The following is a 12021-nucleotide window of genomic DNA, read 5'->3' on the forward strand; positions in this document are numbered from 1 at the left end:
GGCCATGGCGGAGGCGAATCCCGGCGGGCCGAGGCTTCTGGCCGGCGGCAATCCGCAGATTCCGAAGGGCGAGGGCGATGGTCCGGTCAAGGCCTACATCGCCGCCATGCCGGGCTGGAAGCGCCAGGTCGGCGCCCGCCTCGACGCCCTGATCGAGCGCACGGTCCCGGGGGTGCGCAAGGCGGTCAAATGGAACTCGCCGATGTACGGGGTCGAGGGCCAGGGGTGGTTCCTCAGCGCCCACTGCTACGACAGGTATGTCAAGGTCGCCTTCTTCAGCGGCGCGTCGCTCGATCCGCCGCCGCCGGTCGGATCCAAGGACCCGAACACGCGCTACCTGCATATCCACGAGAACGACGACCTCGACGAGGCGCTGCTGATCCGCTGGATCGGCCAGGCCTCCCAACGGCCGGGGTGGAGTCCGTGACCCCCCGGCCGCAGACAGGAGCCCACGGCATGACCAAGAACCCCGCCCCGCGGGCGGGCGAGCCGAGCCCCTCGCAACTGATCGACGCCCGCATCGCCGAACTCGCCGACTGGCGGGGCGAGACGCTCGCCAGGGTCCGCGCCGCGATCCACCAGGCCGTGCCCGAGGTGGCGGAGACCTGGAAGTGGCGGGGCGTGCCGGTCTGGGAGCGTGCCGGGATCATCTGCACGGGCGAGACCTACAGGCAGGCGGTCAAGCTCACCTTCGCCTGGGGCGCCTCGCTCCCCGACCCCAAGGGCCTGTTCAATTCCAGCCTCGACGGCGCCGTGCGCCGCGCCATCGACATCGGCGAGGGCGAGGCTTTCGACTGGGACGCTTTCAAGGACCTCGTCCGCGCCGCCGCGGCGCTGAACGCCGCCCCCCGGCGCTGAGTCGCCCGCCCGGCGCCTGCGATCACGGCATGGTCATCGCCCCGCGGCTCCGCGGGGTTGGCGGGCGGCCAAGCTTTACCTAGCCTGGAACGCTTTACCGGCGAGCGCCTTAGTCAGGGGCCCCGCCTTGGGGAGAGCGCATGGCAGAGCCTTCCACAGACACCCCGCCGGCCCGCAGCCTGATCCGACGCATGTGGTTCGACGTCGTGCTCTGGAAGCGTATCGCCCTGGCGCTGGTCCTCGGCGTCGCCGCAGGCCTGGTGTTCGGCGAGGCCACCGAAGCGACCAAGTGGATCGGCGACCTCTTCATCCGCCTGATCCGCATGGTGGTCACGCCCCTGGTGTTCGTCTCCATCGTCTCGGGGGTGGCTTCGGTGGGGGACACCCGCCGCCTCGGCTCGATCGGCGGCCGCACCCTTGGGCTCTATCTCTTCACCACCGCCATCGCCGTCACCGTCGGCCTGGCGCTTGGCGCGGTCTTCCGCCCCGGCGCGGGGGTGGATTTCGCCGGCGTCGCGCCCCGCGCCCTGGGCGAGGCGCCGCCCATCGCCGACCAGCTCATGGGCATCGTTCCGCTCAACCCCTTCCAGGCCCTGGCCGAGGGCGACATCCTGGCGGTGATCTTCTTCTCCATCCTGCTGGGCGCCTCGATCCTGGCGCTCGGCGAGCGCGCTGCGCCGGTGAAGCGGCTGTTCGACGTCGGCGCGGACATGATGCTGGTGATCGTGCGCGGGGTGATGGAGACCGCGCCCCTCGGGGTCTTCGCCCTGATCGCCTGGGTGATGGGCACCTCGGGGATCGAGGTGTTCTTCCACGTCTTCCTCCTGGCCGTCGCCCTGGTCGTCGGCTGCGCCATCCAGACCCTGGTGGTGCACGGAGGGCTCCTGCGGTTCGCCGCCCGTGTGCCGGCCTGGCCCTTCTTCCGCGACATCCCCGATGCGGTGATCGTGGCCTTCACCACCTCGTCCTCGGCCGCCACCCTGCCGGTGGCCATGCGGGTGGCCGAGAAGAACCTCGGGGTCAGCCACACGGTCGCCTCCACGGCCCTTCCGATCGGCACCACCATGTCGATGGACGGCACTGCGCTCTACATCGGGCTTCTGACCATGTTCGCCGTGCAGGCGTTCGGCCTGGACTTGACGGTCACCCAGCTCGCCCTGGCCGGCCTGACCACGGTGCTGGTGGCGATCGGCACCGCTCCGATCCCCTCGGCCTCCCTGTTCATGCTCGCCGCCGTGCTGTCCAGCATCGGCGTCTCGGCCGAGCAGACCGCCCTGGTGGTCGGCTTCATCCTGCCGTTCGACCGGCTCCTGGACATGACCCGCACCATCCCCAACAACACCGCCGACCTGGCCGTGGCGGTCACCGTCGCCAAGTGGGAGGGCGAACTGGACGAGCCGGCCTACCGGGCGAGGCCGGTGGAGTAGGGCGGCCGGCAGGCCGGCGGCGCCGACGCTCACATAGGCGAAGCGACGTGGCCGGCGCGGGCGGCGATCTCCGCGGCGCGCCCTACAGCCAGCGGAAGGTGCGCGCGATGAACGCCCTCCCGCCGGCCTCCACAGGCGGGGCGTGCGCCATCAGCACCCGGTCGGTCGGCCAGGCGAGGATGCGCTGCAGGGCGGCGCGGGCGGCCCGTCGGTCGCTCGTGGCGACGCGGAACTTGCGCGGAACCTCGGGCCGCGGCGCGCTCATCAGGTCCAGCTTCGCCACCAGGGCGCGCCAGCCGGTGAACCAGCCGGGCGGGAAATGCTGGATGAGGTCGGTGAAGATCGCCGTGCGGCTGGCCCGGTGGAAGAAGACGACCTCCTCGGTGATCCGGTTGCCGGCGAAGACGGCCTGGTCGATCTCGGCGGCCCATTCAGCCGCGGGCTTGTCGCCAAGCTCGGCGTCGAAGGCGATGTCCCTGCGCCGGTCGGCCAGGCCCGGGGCGGCGAAAAGGCGGGCCTGCGGATAGGCGGCCTTCCACTCAGGCAGGAAGAGGTGGTGCAGGCTGTTCGGCGCGATGAGGAAGGCGACCTCGCCCAGCGCCTCGACGGCGGCGCGGAGGTCTTCGCTCAGGGCGACCGGTGACCAGATGAAGAGCCGGCCGCCGGAGAGGCGGATCACCGCCATCCGGGTGGGATAGGTGAAGCCGGCCACATCCGCGGTGGGGCCGGCGGCGATCCAGATCTCGTCGGCGAAAGGCTGGAGCATGGCCGGCAAGATGCACGGCGTGCGCCCTCGGGCAAGGGCGGTTCAGGACGTCGGCGGCTGGTCGCCCAGGATCGACACCCGCTCGCCGTAGCGGGAATAGGGATAGTAGTCCCAGACCGCCTGGTGCTGGGTGCAGCGATTGTCCCAAAGGGTCAGGGTGTTCGGCTCCCAGCGCACGCGGCAGTGCAGCTTGGGCTCGCGCTGCAGGAGCTGGAAGCACATGTCCAGGATCGCGCGGCTCTCCCAGCGGTGCAGGCCCGCGATGTGGGTGGTGAAGCCGGAGTTGACGAACAGCACCCGCCGTCCGGTGTCCGGGTGGCGCGTGACCACCGGATGCTCGCTGCGCGGATAGCCGCCCTCCGGCGGGGTCGACTTGTAGCTGCCGATGTAGGGCAGGGCGCCGTCGTGCACGGCGGTCAGGCCGCCCAGGAAGTCCTGCATGGCCGGGGAGAGCATCTCGTAGGCCATGTACATGTTGGCGAACAGCGTATCGCCCCCGCCGCACTCCGGCGTCTCAGTGATGTAGAGCATCGAGGCCATCGGCGGGATGGGATCGCAGCTCACGTCCGTGTGCCAGCCCTCGCCGGCGGTGTACGCCGACTGCGCGGTCGTCTTCACCACCAGGATCTCCGGGTCCTGGTCAGGTCGGCCATGGTGCATGGGATGCACGTGCAGTCGCCCGAAGCGGCGGCCGAACGCCTTGTGCGCCTCCCGGTCTAGGCGCTGGTCGCGGAACGCCAGCACCAGCCAGTCGGCCCAGGCCGCCCGGATGTCGGCCATCAGTTCCTCGCTGATCGGCTTCGACAGGTCCACCCCGCGCACCTCCGCGCCGATGTGGGGCGAGATCGGCGTGACCTCGAACGAGCCGTAGCGGGTGCGCCGGGTCGGCTGGATCGGGACATGCTTGGAAAGGACGGCGACGGTCATGGGCTGGGCTCCTCCGCTCGGCGCGCTGATCGCGCGCGTCTGGTTCTTGGCGGAGAGCTTCGCGCCCAGAGCCCCGCCAAGTCCAGCCCGCCTGCGCCGCCGCCGCTACTTCGCCGCCTCGCGCACGGCCCGGCCGAGGGCGGCCTGTGCGGCCCACAGCTCGTCGGCGTCCGCCGAGGGCCAGGCCGAGTTGATGGCGATCACCAGCCGTTCCTTGGGATAGACGATGATGCTCTGGCCGAAGATCCCAGCCGCCTCGTAGCCGTTCGGCATGAGCCACCAGAAGTAGCCGTAGCCGGTGTTGCCGGCGCCTTCCGGCAGCTTCACGTGCTCGGCCGTGGCGTCGGCCACATAGCCTTCCGGCAGCACCCGCTCGCCGTCGATCACCCCGTCTTCCAGCATGAACTGGCCGATGCGGGCGTAGTCGCGCAGGGTCATCGACATGCAGCAGCCGCCGCGCTCGTGGCCGGCCACGTCGTCGACCCAGATGGCGTCCTGCTCCATGCCGTAGGGCGCCCAGACCTTCTCGGACAGGTACTGCGACATCGGCTTGCCGACCGCCTTGGAGACCAGAATCCCCGCCAGGTCCGTCTCGCCGGTCTTGTAGACGAACTTCTCCCCGGCGGGCGCTTCCCGCGGGAGCCGGCGCATGTAGCTGACCACCGGGTTGACGCCCGGCTCCAGGATCGAAAGCCCCACCTTGGCCACGTCCGACTGCGGGTCCTGGTAGTCCTCGTTCCACTTCACGCCCGAGGTCATGGTCATCAGTTGGCGCACGCTCACGCCGTCATAGGCGCTGCCCTTCATCTCCGGGATGTAGGCGCTGACCGGATCGTCCAGGCTCTTGATGTGGCCGTCCTTCAGGGCCGCCCCGATCAGGATGGCGGTCACCGACTTGGCCACCGAGAACGAGGTCCAGCGGTCGTTCGGCCCGCGCTCCAGGCCATAGCGCTCCAGGACGATCTCGCCGTCCTTCAGCACCAGCACGCCGGAGGTGCGCATCTCGGCCATGTAGCTGTCGACGGTGTAGTCCTTGCCCGCCCAGCTCCACTTCGGGTCGATCGGCTCGCCCTGGGGCAAGGCGCGCACATGGTCGCCCCTGGCCACCACATGGTGCGGGTTCACCTTCTCCATGTTGCGGTAGCCGTACTTCTGCTGGTCCAGGGTCCAGGTCAGGATCGCCGCCCCGCCGGGCGGCGGCGGCGGGTCGCCCGCCAGGGCGGGAACGGCCAGGAGAGTCGCGGCGGCCAGGGCGAGGGCCGAGCAGAGCTTTTTCATGAAGTCCCCGATGCTTGTTTTTCAGCCAAGCTAGCGGAGGGGCGCGGTTAAGCAAGCCGGGGGGCGGCCGCGCACGGCGGCCGCCCGTCCGATCCGCCCGGTCCCTCTCAGGCGGCCAGACGCCGGGGCGCGCCGGCCGCCAGGGGCGAGGCGGCCGCCCGCTCGGCCAGCAGCGCCCGCTCAAGGCTGCGGTCGCCCTGGCGCGAGGCGGCCTCGATCAGCGTCAGGTCCAGCACGTCGCGCTGGGCGTGGCTGCCGCCGAACCGGGCCGAACGGTTTCGCACCTGGCGCAGGCGCTCCACGGCCCGCGCATAGTCGCCCCGCCCGAAGGCGCAGATCGCCTCGATCGCCGGCCCGCCGACCTCGGACACATAGGCCGCATTGTCCGCGACCGCGCCGGCCTGGGCCGCCAGCACCGCGGCCGCGGCGTCCTCGCGGCCCGCCCCCACGAAGGCCATGGCCGCATGCAGGTCCTCGAAGGCGTTGAGGCCCAGCCCGCCGCGACGCTCGAACACGTCCGCCAGCGCCGCCCAGCGTCCGCCGAGCTCGACGCCCCGCAGGTGCAGCCGCCAGAGCATCGCCGCCGCGTCGATCAGGTCGACGGAAAGGTCCGACTGCGAGCCCCAGATCGGCCCGTCGTAGAGCGCGATCACCTCGTCGGTCTCGCCCAGGCCCAGGTGGAAGAGGGCCAGGTGCCACCAGTTGTGCACCTGGAAGAAGCTGTCCTGCGTCCAAGCGGCGAGGTCGTCGCGCAGCCAGGCCACGCCCTCGGCGCGGCGGTCCTGCATCTCCAGCACGTGGGCCACCGCGTGCCGGGCCCAGCCGTTGCGCGGCTCCAGCTCGATCGCCGCGCGCCCCGCCGCCTCGGCCCGGTCGTAGAGCCCCGTCTCCTCCAGCCCGAAGGCGTGCAGGCCCAGGACCGCGTGGTAGTGCGGCATGTCCTTCGACCAGGCGGGCAGGGCCCGGCCGATGCGGTCCCGCATCATCCGCGCGTCGCCGCCGATGAAGTCGGCGATCTGTCCCATGTGCAGGGCCAGGGTGTCGCGCGGATGCTCGATGGCGACGTCCTCCAGCACCCGCGCCGCGGCGGCGACCTCGCCGCACAGCAGGTGGCCGACGGCGGCCACGTGGCCCCGCTCGCGGTCCGTGCCGGGCGTCTCCCTGACCGCCTCGAAGGCCTCGACTCCGATCGCCTGGGCCTGGGCGTTGGAGCCGACCAGCGTCAGGTAGGCGGTCAGCACGCGGCCCATGACGAAGCCGGGGCTGTCGGCGCAGGCCGCCTGCAGCAGCGGCAGGGGATCGCCGGCGTAGAGGTGGTAGGCGCGCACGGCCTGCCGGTAGTTGTCCGCCGCAAATGCGCTGGCGCCGGACAGGGTCAGTCCAAGATCATCCTTGTTGGTCATCGCTTCGTCCTCGTTTCGGGGAGGACCGGAGGATATTTTACCGTCGCATCGCCTCCAGCGGTCGCGCGGTCGGTTTCCCGCAGAACGGGAAAACCGTGTTATGGAAAGGGCTCGAAGCGGCGGCGAGGCGGACGAGGCGTCCCTTGGCGAACGGCATCCAGGCCAAAACTGCACCCCAGGTGCAGTCCGACGAACGGTCCAAGGGCGAGCGCACCCGCGCCCGGCTGCTCGACCTCGCCTATGAGGCGATGATCGCCAAGGGCTTCGCCGCCACCTCCGTGGAAGAGCTGGTCGACGGCGCCGGCATCTCCAAGAGCGGCTTCTTCTATCACTTCCGGGACAAGAACGACCTCGCCCGCCAGGTGGTCGCCCGCTACCGCCGGCAGAACGAGGAGCTGCTGGACCGCGTCGAGGCCCGCGCGCGCGAGCTCAGCGACGATCCGCTGCACAGCTTCCTGATCTACCTGCGCCTCTACGCCGAGGCGGTGGAGGGCGGACTGGACCTCACGCCCGGCTGCCTGGTGGCCACCGTCACCTATCAGGAGCGGTCCTTCGCCCACGACGTTCGCCAGGCCAACGCCGAGATGGTCGCCGCCTGGCGCGACCGCGTCCGCCGCTGGCTCGACGACATCGTGCGCGTCTACCGCCCCAACGCCGAGATCGACGTGGAAGCCCTGGCCGACGCCGCCTGGTCGACGATCTTCGGCGCCTTCACCGTGGCCAAGACCCTCGGCCGCCCGGGCGTCGTCTCCGACCAGATCCTGCTCTACCGCGACACCGTCCGGCGCCTGTTCGCCGAGCGCTGAGGTGGTTCCCTGGGCCGGCCGCCTGGGCTAGGGCAGGGGCATGGCGGATTTCGATTTCGACGCGGTGGTGGTGGGCGCGGGCGCGGTGGGGCTGGCGTGCGGCTACGCCCTCTCCCGGCGCGGCCTGTCGGTGGCGGTGCTGGAGGCGGGCCCCCTGATCGGCGAGGGCGTCTCGGCCCGCAATTCCGAGGTGATCCACGGCGGGCTCTACTATCCCACCGGCTCGCTCAAGGCGAAGCTGTGCGTCCAGGGCCGGCGCGCCCTCTACGCCTTCTGCGACGCGCACAAGGTCGCCTACGACCGCTGCGGCAAGCTGGTGGTCGCCACCGACGAGGCCGGCGTCGAGCGGCTGGAGGCGATCTACGCGCAGGCCCGCACCAACGACGTGGAGGGCGTGGCCCGCCTCACTCGCGCCGAGGCCCAGGCCATGGAGCCGGAGCTCTTCTGCCTCGCCGCCCTGCATTCGCCGCAGAGCGGGGTGTTCGACAGCCACGGCTACATGCTGGCCCTCCAGGGCGAGATCGAGGCCGCCGGCGGGGCGGTCGTGCTCTCCACCCCGTTCGAGGGCGCCGGTCCCCTGGAGGCGGGGGGCTTTTCGGTCCGCGCCGGCGGCGCCGAGCCGGTCGGCCTGACCTGCCGCCTGCTGGTCACCGCGCCGGGCCTGTCCGCCCAGGCGGTCGCCGCGACCATCGAGGGCTTTCCCAAGGCGAGCATCCCTGCGGCGCACTTCGGCAAGGGGGTCTACTTCCGCCTGAGCGGCCGCGCCCCCTTCAGCCGCCTGATCTATCCGCCGCCGATCCCCGGGGCCCTGGGCACCCACTATCGCCGCGACCTGGGCGGCCAGGCCGTGTTCGGCCCGGACCTGCAGTACGTGGACGCGCCGGACTACAGCGTCGATCCGGCGAGGGCGGCGGAGTTCTACCGCTATATCCGCAAGTTCTGGCCGGACCTGCCCGACGGCGCCCTGCAGCCCGACTACGCCGGCGTGCGCCCCAAGCTGCACGGCCCCGGCGAGCCGCAGCCGGACTTCCGCATCGACGGCCCGCAGGCGCACGGGCTCGACGGCCTGGTCGCCCTGTTCGGCATCGAGAGCCCCGGGCTGACGTCGTCGCTGGCGATCGGCGAAGAGGTGGCTGGGCGGTTGGGGGTTTAGGGCCGCGCGGCCGGCTGGTCGGCTCTGCGCCGCCGCCGGCCCAGGCATGACGCCATGCAGCTAAGACCTTACGCGGCGGCCGACGAGGCGGCGGTGGCCCAGCTCTGGTGCGCGAACTGGCTTTCGGTCGGCCTGACCTCGCTCGTGGTGGCGCAGGCCGACATCGCCGCTAGCCCGCCCGGTCGAAGCGCGCGTGAGCCCTTTGCAGGTCGCCCTGATGGCGGAGCGCCCAGTCGTAGAGGGCGAGGAAGGGGTCCTGGAGCGTCCTGCCCAGCGGCGTGATCGAATAGACGACCGCGATGGGCGAGGTGGTTATGACCTGCCGCTCGATGAGCCCGTTACGCTCAAGCCGCCGCAGCGTGTCGGTGAGCGCCTTCTGGGTGACGCCGTCCAGGCGTCGCTTGAGCGCATTGAAGCGCTTGGGCTCCTCGCAGAGAAACGTGAGAACCAGGATCGACCACTTGTGCGCGATCTGCTCAAGCACCGGCCTGACAATCGGCACGGTCTCGATGACCTGCTCTTCCGTGTACGGCATGGTTTCCTCGGCGATACCTAGGCTAACTCTAGTGCCCAATTGACACTAAGTATATAGAATACACCCAGCCTTCCTGCTGTGCGCTGGTGTCACAGCGAGGAGGCAAAGTGAACAGGCTCATCTCGTCCAAACTCGGCGCCGCGATCGTCACGGGCGCTTCATCCGGGATCGGCAAGGTCTATGCTGAGCGCTTGGCCGCCCGGGGCCATGACGTGGTCCTCGTGGCCCGCCGGGAGGACCGGCTGCGGCGGCTGGCGGCCGAGCTGGCCGAACGCCATGGCGTTCTCGCCGAAGTCCTCGTCTGCGACCTCTCGAAACCCGAGGGCGTTGCGATGCTGGTCGATCGCCTCGAGGCCGACGCCGCGATCTCGATGCTCGTAAACAACGCCGGCTTCTCGGCCCTGAAGCCGCTGACGCAAACGCCGGACGAGACGATCGCCAGCATGATCGCCCTGAACGTCACGGCGCTAACGCTCCTGTCGAAGGTCGCGATCGCGGCGTTCACCTCGCGGGGGAGAGGCGCGCTGATCAACATCGGGTCCGGCGCCGGCTTCGCGCCCTATCCGGGAATTCCGGTCTATGGCGCGACCAAGGCCTACGTCTATCTCTTCACGCAGAGCCTCCAGAGCGAGGTGGAGGGCACGCCGGTCCGCGTGCAACTCGTCCTGCCCGGCGCTGTCGTCTCAGAGGGCTGGGAGGTCGCCGGCGGGACCGAACTCGAGCCCTTGCCGCCGGAGATCGTCATGACCACCGAGGACTTGGTCCGCGCCGCCCTTCGCGGCCTCGATCTTGGCGAAAGGGTGACTGCGCCGTCCGTCCACGACGAGGCGCTGCTGCGCGACTACGAAGCGGCCGGAAGTCGCGCGCTTCAGGGCGCTTTCGATGCGACGCCGGCGGCTCGCTACGCAGAGCCATAGGCCGTCCCCGGCGCATGACGGTCGACCTGGCGACCGGGCTAATAGGCGCGGTCCCAATGTCGGCTTTCGACCCATCTCGGACATTGCTCCAGCGTCGGCTGCGCTGATTGATCCGACTGCTACAGCCCGGCTAGATGCACGCATGCGCACGGGACGGCGATCCTTCACGTTCGGACTTGGAGCCGTGCTGGCCACCGGCTCGGGAGCCGCCGCCATAGGTCAAAACGACAAGGACGCGGTAGCAGGCGCAACGGTGGCAGCCACTCTTGGCAAACCGATCATGAGCGAGTTCCAGCGGAAGCGTCGGGCGGAAGGGCGCCTCTGGGCAGAGGGCTATACCCAATCCGAACTTGATGTCGCGCAGGCGAAGTATGGCCTCGTATTTCCGCCCGATCTGCTCGCGCTGCTCCGGGATCGTCGGCCCGTACTCGCCTACGACTGGCGTTCGGACGACAAGGAAATCCGGGAGATGTTGAAGTGGCCCTTGGAGGGTCTGCTGTTCGACGTCGAAAACAACGCGCTATGGTGGCCAGAGTGGGGTGATCGTCCCGGAACTCCCGAGGCTCGGTCAAAGGTGGTTACGAAGGTTGTCAACGAGGCCCCCAAACTGATCCCGCTGGTCTCGCATCGCTACCTGCCGGCGGAACCTTACGAGGCTGGGAACCCAGTCTTCTCGGTCTATCAGTCCGACGTGATCTACTACGGTGGCGACTTGGCGAACTACTTCGAGCGCGAGTTCGTCAATCCGCGCCATCCGCTGCCGCAGCACATTAAGCACGTCCGGTTCTGGTCCGATCTCGTCGAGCGAAATCGATAGCCGCAACATCTCCTTCCCACCCTTCTGAGACCTTCGATGTGCCGCTCCAGGTAGGCTCCACATCAAGGTTCCCCTGCCGGCCTTCCCCGCCATTGAGTTCGCGGCCGCGCCCGTGCGAACATCCGTTTGAAAACGGGAGGACGCCATGAAGAACCGCATCACCGAGATGCTCGGGGTGAAATACCCCATCGTGCAGGCGCCGATGGGCTGGATCGCGCGCTCGCCCCTGGCCTCGGCGGTGTCGAACGCCGGCGGCATGGGGATCATCGAGACCTCCTCGGGCGAGCTCGACAACATCCACGCCGAGATCCGCAAGATGCACGAGCTCACCGACAAGCCGTTCGGGGTGAACATCGCCCAGGCCTTCGTGCGCGACCCGGACATCGTCTCCTTCGTGGTGGACCAGGGTGTGAAGTTCGTCACCACCTCGGCGGGCGACCCCAACAAGTACTGCGGCCAGCTCAAGGCGGCGGGCCTGACGGTCTTCCATGTGGTGCCGTCCCTGCACGCGGCGCTGCGGGCGGTGGAGGCCGGGGTCGACGGCCTTGTGGTCGAAGGCGGCGAGGGCGGGGGCTTCAAGAACCCGCGGGAGGTGGCCTCCATGGTCCTTCTGCCCCTCGTCGCCTCCAAGGTCGGCGTGCCGATCATCGCCGCCGGCGGGATCACCTGCGGGCGCACCATGGCCGCCGCCTTCGCCCTGGGGGCCGAGGGGGTGCAGATGGGCACGCGCATGGTCTCTTCCGCCGAAAGCCCGGTCCACCACAACTGGAAGGACGCCATCGTCGCGGCCAAGGAAACCGACACGGTGTTCCTCAACCGCTTCGGCCCGGGACCGGCGCTGCGGGCGCTGCGCACCGAGAAGACCTCGGCCTACGAGCGCGAGGGCGGCGACAACATCATGGGCGAGTTCAAGAACGCCCTCGACCTCTACTTCGGCGGCGACATGGAGGGCTCGATCGCCCTGTCGGGTCAGGTCGCCGGCCGCATCGAGGCGGTCCGGCCCGTGGCCGAGATCATCGCCGAGACCATCGCCGAGTTCGAGGAGACCATCGCGGCCATGTCCAACCGCTACGCGCCGATCGGCGCCTAGCCCGGGAGCGTCCCAAGGGGATCGAAGGGGACCGCGAGCGGCCC

13 protein-coding genes are annotated in these 12021 nt (G+C 70.0%); 8 read left to right on the forward strand and 5 right to left on the reverse strand.

Features of this window, described 5'->3' with window-relative positions; genetic code table 11:
- Positions 1–4: 4 nt before the first annotated feature.
- From ACK4YQ_RS15880 to ACK4YQ_RS15890, 3 genes are all read left to right on the forward strand, one after another.
- The gene (locus tag ACK4YQ_RS15880) at positions 5–427 is read left to right on the forward strand and encodes a DUF1801 domain-containing protein (protein ID WP_409612578.1); all 423 of its coding nucleotides are present in this window, start codon (positions 5–7) and stop codon (positions 425–427) included.
- A 29-nt stretch (positions 428–456) separates the two neighbouring features.
- Positions 457–858 (forward strand): DUF1801 domain-containing protein, encoded by a 402-nt coding sequence (locus ACK4YQ_RS15885; RefSeq protein ID WP_409612580.1) that lies wholly within the window; start codon positions 457–459, stop codon positions 856–858.
- Positions 859–998: 140 nt separating this feature from the next.
- Positions 999–2285 (forward strand): dicarboxylate/amino acid:cation symporter, encoded by a 1287-nt coding sequence (locus ACK4YQ_RS15890; RefSeq protein WP_409612582.1) that lies wholly within the window; start codon positions 999–1001, stop codon positions 2283–2285.
- 82 nt (positions 2286–2367) lie between these two features.
- Here the strand turns inward: ACK4YQ_RS15890 and ACK4YQ_RS15895 are convergent, their stop codons facing one another.
- The 4 genes from ACK4YQ_RS15895 to ACK4YQ_RS15910 all read right to left on the reverse strand — a co-directional run bounded on the left by ACK4YQ_RS15895 (position 2368) and on the right by ACK4YQ_RS15910 (position 6659).
- A complete protein-coding gene (locus ACK4YQ_RS15895) occupies positions 2368–3051 on the reverse strand; it encodes a DUF4336 domain-containing protein (protein ID WP_409612584.1) in 684 nt (227 codons plus the stop codon).
- Positions 3052–3093: 42 nt separating this feature from the next.
- A complete protein-coding gene (locus ACK4YQ_RS15900; RefSeq protein ID WP_409612586.1) occupies positions 3094–3978 on the reverse strand; it encodes a TauD/TfdA dioxygenase family protein in 885 nt (294 codons plus the stop codon).
- A gap of 105 nt (positions 3979–4083) precedes the next feature.
- Positions 4084–5256, reverse strand: coding sequence for a serine hydrolase domain-containing protein (locus tag ACK4YQ_RS15905; RefSeq protein WP_409612588.1), 1173 nt, complete (start codon positions 5254–5256; stop codon positions 4084–4086).
- A gap of 107 nt (positions 5257–5363) precedes the next feature.
- The gene (locus tag ACK4YQ_RS15910; RefSeq protein ID WP_409612590.1) at positions 5364–6659 is read right to left on the reverse strand and encodes a tetratricopeptide repeat protein; all 1296 of its coding nucleotides are present in this window, start codon (positions 6657–6659) and stop codon (positions 5364–5366) included.
- Positions 6660–6802: 143 nt separating this feature from the next.
- Between ACK4YQ_RS15910 and ACK4YQ_RS15915 the strand changes: the two genes are divergently transcribed.
- On the forward strand, positions 6803–7465 hold the full coding sequence (locus ACK4YQ_RS15915; RefSeq protein WP_409612592.1) for a TetR/AcrR family transcriptional regulator: 663 nt from the start codon (positions 6803–6805) through the stop codon (positions 7463–7465).
- A 40-nt stretch (positions 7466–7505) separates the two neighbouring features.
- The gene (locus ACK4YQ_RS15920) at positions 7506–8618 is read left to right on the forward strand and encodes an NAD(P)/FAD-dependent oxidoreductase (protein ID WP_409612594.1); all 1113 of its coding nucleotides are present in this window, start codon (positions 7506–7508) and stop codon (positions 8616–8618) included.
- 169 nt (positions 8619–8787) lie between these two features.
- On the opposite strand, the gene ACK4YQ_RS15925 is transcribed toward ACK4YQ_RS15920, so the two are convergent.
- Positions 8788–9153, reverse strand: a complete 366-nt coding sequence (locus ACK4YQ_RS15925; protein WP_409612596.1) for a winged helix-turn-helix transcriptional regulator — start codon at positions 9151–9153, stop codon at positions 8788–8790.
- Positions 9154–9260: 107 nt separating this feature from the next.
- Here ACK4YQ_RS15925 and ACK4YQ_RS15930 point away from each other — a divergent pair, with 107 nt between their 5' ends.
- The 3 genes from ACK4YQ_RS15930 to ACK4YQ_RS15940 all read left to right on the forward strand — a co-directional run bounded on the left by ACK4YQ_RS15930 (position 9261) and on the right by ACK4YQ_RS15940 (position 11977).
- On the forward strand, positions 9261–10070 hold the full coding sequence (locus ACK4YQ_RS15930; protein ID WP_409612598.1) for an SDR family NAD(P)-dependent oxidoreductase: 810 nt from the start codon (positions 9261–9263) through the stop codon (positions 10068–10070).
- Between the two features lie 184 nt (positions 10071–10254).
- Entirely contained in the window at positions 10255–10887 is a 633-nt protein-coding gene (locus ACK4YQ_RS15935; protein ID WP_409612600.1) for an SMI1/KNR4 family protein, read from the forward strand.
- A 145-nt stretch (positions 10888–11032) separates the two neighbouring features.
- Positions 11033–11977, forward strand: a complete 945-nt coding sequence (locus ACK4YQ_RS15940) for an NAD(P)H-dependent flavin oxidoreductase (protein WP_409612602.1) — start codon at positions 11033–11035, stop codon at positions 11975–11977.
- The last annotated feature ends 44 nt before the right edge of the window (positions 11978–12021 follow it).

It is taken from the genome of Phenylobacterium sp., from assembly GCF_046291545.1.
In the GTDB taxonomy this organism is placed as follows: Bacteria; Pseudomonadota; Alphaproteobacteria; order Caulobacterales; family Caulobacteraceae; genus Phenylobacterium.

Coding starts and splice junctions, on each gene's coding strand:
- ACK4YQ_RS15880 (WP_409612578.1), top strand. CDS start 5: ATGGCGGAGGCGAATCCCGGCGGGCCGAGGCTTCTGGCCGGCGGCAAT.
- ACK4YQ_RS15885 (WP_409612580.1), top strand. CDS start 457: ATGACCAAGAACCCCGCCCCGCGGGCGGGCGAGCCGAGCCCCTCGCAA.
- ACK4YQ_RS15890 (WP_409612582.1), top strand. CDS start 999: ATGGCAGAGCCTTCCACAGACACCCCGCCGGCCCGCAGCCTGATCCGA.
- ACK4YQ_RS15895 (WP_409612584.1), bottom strand. CDS start 3,051: ATGCTCCAGCCTTTCGCCGACGAGATCTGGATCGCCGCCGGCCCCACC.
- ACK4YQ_RS15900 (WP_409612586.1), bottom strand. CDS start 3,978: ATGACCGTCGCCGTCCTTTCCAAGCATGTCCCGATCCAGCCGACCCGG.
- ACK4YQ_RS15905 (WP_409612588.1), bottom strand. CDS start 5,256: ATGAAAAAGCTCTGCTCGGCCCTCGCCCTGGCCGCCGCGACTCTCCTG.
- ACK4YQ_RS15910 (WP_409612590.1), bottom strand. CDS start 6,659: ATGACCAACAAGGATGATCTTGGACTGACCCTGTCCGGCGCCAGCGCA.
- ACK4YQ_RS15920 (WP_409612594.1), top strand. CDS start 7,506: ATGGCGGATTTCGATTTCGACGCGGTGGTGGTGGGCGCGGGCGCGGTG.
- ACK4YQ_RS15925 (WP_409612596.1), bottom strand. CDS start 9,153: ATGCCGTACACGGAAGAGCAGGTCATCGAGACCGTGCCGATTGTCAGG.
- ACK4YQ_RS15940 (WP_409612602.1), top strand. CDS start 11,033: ATGAAGAACCGCATCACCGAGATGCTCGGGGTGAAATACCCCATCGTG.